Source organism: Mycobacterium sp. (assembly GCF_049608025.1).
GTDB lineage: Bacteria > Actinomycetota > Actinomycetes > Mycobacteriales > Mycobacteriaceae > Mycobacterium.
In genome coordinates this window covers 22,144-28,521 of record NZ_JBMYXC010000044.1, presented here as the reverse complement: position 1 = coordinate 28,521, position 6,378 = coordinate 22,144, and the positions used below count along the sequence as shown (strand labels likewise).

Here is a 6,378-nt window from a genome sequence, read left to right as displayed (position 1 = left end):
ACACCGATGCCCAGCGCGCTGGCCTGGGCCCTGCAGGAGCACATCCTTGGCGCCAACCCCGCCGTGTACATGTACGCGATGGGCGCCGGCTTCGCCAATATCTTCTACCACCTCGCAACCGAAGAGCAGCAGAAGTGGGCCCAGCTCGCCGCCGATCGCGGCTGGGGCTCCACGATGGTGCTGACCGAGCCCGATGCCGGCTCCGACGTCGGCGCCGGACGTACCAAGGCCGTCCAGCAGCCCGACGGAAGCTGGCACATCGACGGCGTGAAGCGCTTCATCACGTCTGCCGATTCCGACGATCTGTTCGAGAACATCATGCACCTGGTGCTGGCCCGCCCGGAAGGCGCAGGCCCGGGCACCAAGGGGCTGTCCCTGTTCTTCGTACCCAAGTTCCTGTTCGACACCGAGACGGGCGAGCCGGGCGAGCGAAACGGCGTGTTCGTCACGAACGTCGAGCACAAGATGGGCCTCAAGATCTCCACCACGTGTGAGCTCTCGCTGGGCCAGCATGGCGTGCCCGCCAAGGGCTGGCTGGTCGGCGAGGTGCATGACGGTATCGCGCAGATGTTCGAGGTGATCGAGCAGGCCCGGATGATGGTGGGCACCAAGGCGATCGCCACGCTGTCCACCGGCTACCTCAACGCCCTGGAGTACGCCAAGACCCGCGTGCAGGGTGCGGATCTGACCCAGATGACCGACAAGTCCGCGCCGCGGGTCAGCATCACCCATCACCCGGACGTACGCCGCTCGCTGATGACTCAGAAGGCCTACGCGGAGGGTCTGCGCGCGCTGTACCTGTTCACCGCGACCCATCAGGACGCTGCGGTGGCCAAGGCGCTGCACGGCATCGAGCCCGACCTGGCCGGCAAGGTCAACGACCTGCTACTGCCGATCGTCAAGGGTGTCGGCTCCGAACAGGCATACGCGAAACTCACCGAGAGCCTTCAGACCTTCGGTGGGTCCGGCTTTCTCCAGGACTACCCGATCGAGCAGTACATCCGCGACGCCAAGATCGACTCGCTTTACGAAGGCACCACCGCCATCCAGGCGCAGGACTTCTTCTTCCGCAAGATCATCCGCGACAAGGGTGTCGCGCTGGGGCACATCGGCGGTCAGATCGAGCAGTTCGTCAAGAACGAGGAAGGCAACGGCCGTCTCAAGGCGGAGCGGGCTCTGCTGGCGACCGCGCTGGAGGACGTCCAGGGCATGGCTGCCACGCTGACGGGCTACCTGATGGCTTCGCAAGAGGACCCGAGCAGCATCTACAAGGTGGGGCTGGGTTCGGTGCGCTTCCTGATGAGTGTCGGCGACCTCATTCTGGGTTGGCTGCTACAACAGCAGGCAGCCGTGGCGATCGAGAAACTCGACGCAGGAGCGACCGGTGATGACCGGGCCTTCTACGAGGGCAAGGTTGCGGTGGCATCGTTCTTCGCGAAGAACTTCCTGCCGCTGCTGACCAGCACCCGCGCCATCGTGGACAACCTCGACAACGAGGTCATGGAATTGGACGAGGCAGCGTTCTAGTTCAGCACCGCTGTACCTACGTTCCACGCGAGACGCCCCCGGACTCTTCCCGGGGGCGCCTTGCTTGGCGTGGTCAGCTCTCCTGCGACCGCATCAGCGCACGGGTGCGTGCCCGTCCCTCAGCGGAAGGGTCAAACGGTGCTCCGACGAACTCGTCGACACCGATATCCGCCAGTTCGTCGAGCCGTTGGGACACCGTCTGCTCGTCCCCGATGATCGCTGCGTCCTCCGGCCCGGCGAATCCCTCGCGGTCCAGCATCGCGCGGTAGGACGGCAGCGTCCCGTACATCGCGAACTGCTCGGCGGCCTGGCGACGGGCCGCATCAACATCGTCGGTGACTGCCACCGGCAGCGCGGCAACAACCCGCACGGCATCCTCGGGGCGACCAGCGTCGGCGGCCGCCTGCCGCAGCGTTGGGCCGACGTGCTTGTCGAGGGTGGCCGGGCCTGTCATCCACGTGCACGTGCCCGATGTCCGACGGCCCGCCAGGCGCAGCAGTTGGGGACCCAGGGCAGCGATATACACGTCGGGGCGCGGCGCACCCGGGATCATCAAAGCGCCGCGGGTGGTGACGGTCTCACCCGTCGCGTTGGCCGGTTCACCGGCCAACAGCGGAAGCAACCCGTCGAGGTACTCGTTGAGCCTGCGCACCGGCCTGTTCCACGGGATGCCCCACATCCCCTCGGTGACCGCAGCATGGGTCATTCCCAGCCCGAGGAGGAAACGGCCACCCGAGGCCATGCTGACGGTCAGCGCGCGTTGCGCCATCTGCATGGGGTGCTGGTTCTGGATCGGGACCACGCCACTGGCGACCTCGATCGTGTCGACCTCCCGCAGCGCCACCGCCAGCACGGTGAGAAGGTCTGCCTCGTAGGGCAGTTGACTCATCCACACGCGGCGGAAGCCCTCGTCCCGCAACCGGGTGAGGTTGGCGATGGTCGCGTCGATCGTTGAACCATCTGTCGTGGGGTCGACACCGCTGAGCTGTCCGAACATGCTGATCTGCATGCACTGAATCTAACCCGGATCTCACCCGGCAAGCTAAGAGCTCCGCGTTGCCGTCGGGTCGGGGGGTCAGACGGCAACACGGAGCTATCCCATGTATCGATCGCCTACCGGCGCGCGTTACAGCGCCCCGGCACGTGTTTTTTCTCAGGCCTCCAGGATGGCCGTCACGCCCTGGCCACCAGCGGCGCAGACTGAGATCAGGCCGCGCACCGGAGCCCCGGCCGCTCCACCGTTTTCGGCCTTCTTCAGGCTCAATTGCTTGGCCAGCTGGGTGACGATGCGGCCGCCGGTCGCGGCGAACGGATGCCCGGCGGCAAGCGAAGAGCCGTTGACATTGAGCTTGGACCGGTCGATCGAGCCGAGCGCGCCGTCCAGCCCGAGGCGCTCCTTGCAGTACTCGTCGGACTCCCACGCCGACAGTGTTGCCAGCACCACGGACGCGAAGGCCTCGTGTATCTCGTAGAAGTCGAAATCCTGCAGCTTCAGCCCGTTGCGGGCCAGCAGACGCGGCACTGCATACGTCGGTGCCATCAGTAGGCCGTCGCGGCCATTGACGTAATCCACCGCCGCGGTCTCTCCGTCGACGAAGTACGCCAGCACCGGGGTCGAGTGTGCGGCGGCCCACTCCGGCGAGGACAGCAGAGCCACCGAAGCGCCGTCGGTCAGCGGGGTCGAGTTCCCTGCCGTCATGGTCGCATCGCCGTCGCGTACCCCGAAGACGGGCTTGAGCTTGGCCAACTTCTCCGGTGAGGAGTCGGCGCGCAGATTGTTGTCCCGGTAGAGCCCGAGAAACGGGGTAACGAGATCGTCGAAGAAGCCGCTGTCGTAGGCGGCAGCCATGTTGCGATGACTGGCCGCGGCCAGGGCGTCCTGGTCGACCCGCTTGACGCCCATCTCCTTGGCGGTGACGGCGGCGTGCTCACCCATCGACATGCCGGTGCGGGGTTCGCTGTTGACCGGAATCTCCACGCCCACCGCCGCGGGCAACTTGCCCACCAGCTTGAGCCGATCGATGTTGGACTTGGCACGCCGCAGACCCAGCAGGGCGCGGCGCAGGTCGTCGCCGAAAGCGATGGGCGCATCCGATGCGGTGTCCACGCCACCGGCAGCAGCCACCTCGTAGCGACCCCGGGCGATCCCATCGGCAGCGGCGATCGCCGACTGCAGCCCCGTTCCGCAGGCCTGCTGCAGGTCGAAGGCCGGCGTATAGGAAGACAGCGAGCTACCCAGCACGCATTCGCGCATCAGGTTGAAGTCGCGACTGTGCTTGAGCACCGCGCCGCCGATCACTGCGTCGAGCTTTTCCCCCCCGAGGTTGAAGCGATCGGCCAAACCGTCCAGCACCGCGGTGAACATGTCCTGGTTGGAAGCGTGGGCATAGGCACCGTCGGAGCGCGCGAACGGTATCCGGTTGCCTCCGAGGATGGCTACCCGGCGGGTCGTGTTGTTGTCAGCCACGTGTGCCTCCCGGCGTCGCGAGGATCGTTAGGGTGTCGAGCGTCATACTACCCACCGTTCTTACTCTGGAGTAAGTTCATGGTAGGCAGGACAGTCCGATCGCGATGGGCACCCGTTGCGCGATGATTTACTTCAGATTCCGAAAGGTAGCACCGTGGCTTCCGATCTGCTCTCACAAGTCGTCAACTCCGGGCCGGGTTCGTTCCTGGCCAAGCAACTGGGCGTCCCGCAGCCAGAGGCGCTGCGCCGCCATCGGCCGGGCCAGCCGCCGCTGGCCGGCTCACTGCTGATCGGCGGCGCGGGTCGCATCGTGGAGCCGATGCGCGTCGCGCTGGCCGACGACTACGAGGTGGTCGCCAATAACCTCGGAGGCCGTTGGGCAGACTCGTTCGGTGGGCTGGTGTTCGACGCCACCGGAATCACCGAACCCGAGGGTCTCAAGGCGCTCTACGAGTTCTTCACCCCGGTCCTGCGCAACCTCGGGCCCTCGGGCCGCGTGGTCGTCGTCGGCACTACGCCCGAGGAAACCGGCAGCGTCGCAGAACGCACGGCGCAGCGCGCGCTAGAGGGATTCACCCGCTCATTGGCCAAGGAGCTGCGCGACGGCGCGACCGCGGCGCTGGTCTACCTCTCGGCGGCCGCGAGTCCGGCCGCAACGGGCCTGGAATCCACCCTGCGGTTCCTGTTGTCGGCAAAGTCGGCCTACGTGGACGGCCAGGTGTTCCGGGTCGGCGCAGCCGACTCCGTCACGCCGGCGGACTGGGACAAGCCGCTGGAGGGCAAGGTCGCGGTCGTGACCGGAGCCGCACGAGGCATCGGCGCGACCATCGCCGAGGTGTTCGCGCGCGACGGCGCCAAGGTGATCGCGGTGGACATCAAAGATGCCGCCGACGCGCTTGCTGAACTCGCCACCAAGGTCGGCGGCACCGCATTGACGCTGGACGTCACCGCCGACGATGCGGTGGATCGCATTACCGAACACTTGAATCAGCACTACGGGGACACCGGCGGCCGGCTGGACATCCTGGTCAACAATGCCGGTATCACCCGCGACAAGCTGCTGGCCAATATGGACGAAAGCCGCTGGGACTCAGTCATCGCGGTCAACCTGCTTGCACCGCTGCGGCTTGCTGAGGGCCTGGTCGGCAACGGGACGATCGCCGAAGGCGGACGAATCGTCGGGCTATCGTCGATGGCAGGCATCGCGGGCAACCGCGGCCAGACGAACTACGCCACGACCAAGGCCGGAATGATCGGGCTCACCGATGGCCTGGCGCCGCAGTTCGCCGAGAAGGACATCACCATCAACGCGATCGCACCGGGTTTCATCGAGACCAAGATGACCGACGCCATCCCGCTCGCCACCCGCGAGGTCGGCAGGCGGCTGAACTCGCTGTTCCAGGGCGGTCAGCCAGTGGATGTCGCCGAGGCCATCGCCTACTTCGCCAGCCCGGCGTCGAACGCCGTCACCGGCAACACCATCCGGGTGTGCGGCCAGGCGATGCTGGGGGCATGAGTGAAGTTCACGGAGCGAATCGACCAACCATGAGTCTGAAGAATCTGTTTCGCGCTGCCGCCGGCGCCGTGCCCTTGGTACCTCGCGACAACACCCTGCCCGACCGCACGCTGAGCGCCCGCGAGCTGAGGATCGATCCGGCCAACGTGGCCGGGTACGCCAACGTCACCGGCCTGCGGTTCGACGACACGGTGCCGTTGACCTATCCCTTCGCGCTGACGTTCCCGACGGTGATGTCGCTGGTGACCAGCTTCGACTTCCCCTTCGCCGCAATGGGTTCGGTGCACCTGGAGAACCACATCACCCAGTACCGCCCGATCGCGGTCACCGACACGGTGAACGTGGCTGTCCATGCCGAGAATCTGCGGGAGCATCGCAAGGGCCTGCTCGTGGACATCGTTACCGACGTCAACGTCGGAAACGACACCGCCTGGCACCAGGTGACGACATTCCTTCATCAGCAACGGACCAGCCTCTCTGATGAGCCCAAGCCGCCGCAGGAGAAACAGCCGAAGTTGGGGCCGCCCAACGCGGTGCTGCGCATCACGCCCGCGGAGATCCGCCGCTACGCATCGATCGGCGGGGACCACAACCCGATACACACCAACGCGATTGCGGCGAAAATGTTCGGATTTCCGACCGTGATAGCACACGGAATGTACAGCGCCGCCGCTGTTCTGGGCAATATCGAAGGCCAACTTCCGGAGGCGGTGAAGTACTCGGTGCGGTTCGCCAAACCCGTGGTGCTACCCGCCCGCGCGGGCCTGTACGTCGACCGCGACGCCGACGGCTGGCAGCTGACGCTGCGCCACCTGTCCAAGGGTTACCCACACCTGACCGGCTCGGTGACACCGGCCTGAAGCCGGAA

5 protein-coding genes are annotated in these 6,378 nt (G+C 66.1%); 3 read left to right on the top strand and 2 right to left on the bottom strand.

The annotated features are described in order from the left end of the window. The coding region (locus ACPGXI_RS13775) for an acyl-CoA dehydrogenase C-terminal domain-containing protein (protein ID WP_526653784.1) at nucleotides 1-1,527 on the top strand (1,527 nt) is incomplete at its 5' end. Between the two features lie 73 nt (nucleotides 1,528-1,600). Here the strand turns inward: ACPGXI_RS13775 and ACPGXI_RS13770 are convergent. Together ACPGXI_RS13770 and ACPGXI_RS13765 are read right to left on the bottom strand one after the other, a co-directional pair. Further along, nucleotides 1,601-2,536 carry a TIGR03564 family F420-dependent LLM class oxidoreductase gene (locus tag ACPGXI_RS13770; protein WP_526653782.1) on the bottom strand — a complete coding sequence of 312 codons (936 nt, stop codon included), beginning with the start codon at nucleotides 2,534-2,536 and terminating at the stop codon, nucleotides 1,601-1,603. A gap of 144 nt (nucleotides 2,537-2,680) precedes the next feature. Continuing rightward, nucleotides 2,681-3,994, bottom strand: a complete 1,314-nt coding sequence (locus tag ACPGXI_RS13765; protein WP_526653780.1) for an acetyl-CoA C-acetyltransferase — start codon at nucleotides 3,992-3,994, stop codon at nucleotides 2,681-2,683. A 154-nt stretch (nucleotides 3,995-4,148) separates the two neighbouring features. On the opposite strand from ACPGXI_RS13765, the gene ACPGXI_RS13760 reads away from it, so the two are divergent. Beyond that, on the top strand, nucleotides 4,149-5,510 hold the full coding sequence (locus ACPGXI_RS13760) for a 3-oxoacyl-ACP reductase (protein ID WP_526653778.1): 1,362 nt from the start codon (nucleotides 4,149-4,151) through the stop codon (nucleotides 5,508-5,510). A gap of 29 nt (nucleotides 5,511-5,539) precedes the next feature. Beyond that, nucleotides 5,540-6,370 (top strand): MaoC/PaaZ C-terminal domain-containing protein, encoded by an 831-nt coding sequence (locus ACPGXI_RS13755; RefSeq protein WP_526653776.1) that lies wholly within the window; start codon nucleotides 5,540-5,542, stop codon nucleotides 6,368-6,370. The last annotated feature ends 8 nt before the right edge of the window (nucleotides 6,371-6,378 follow it).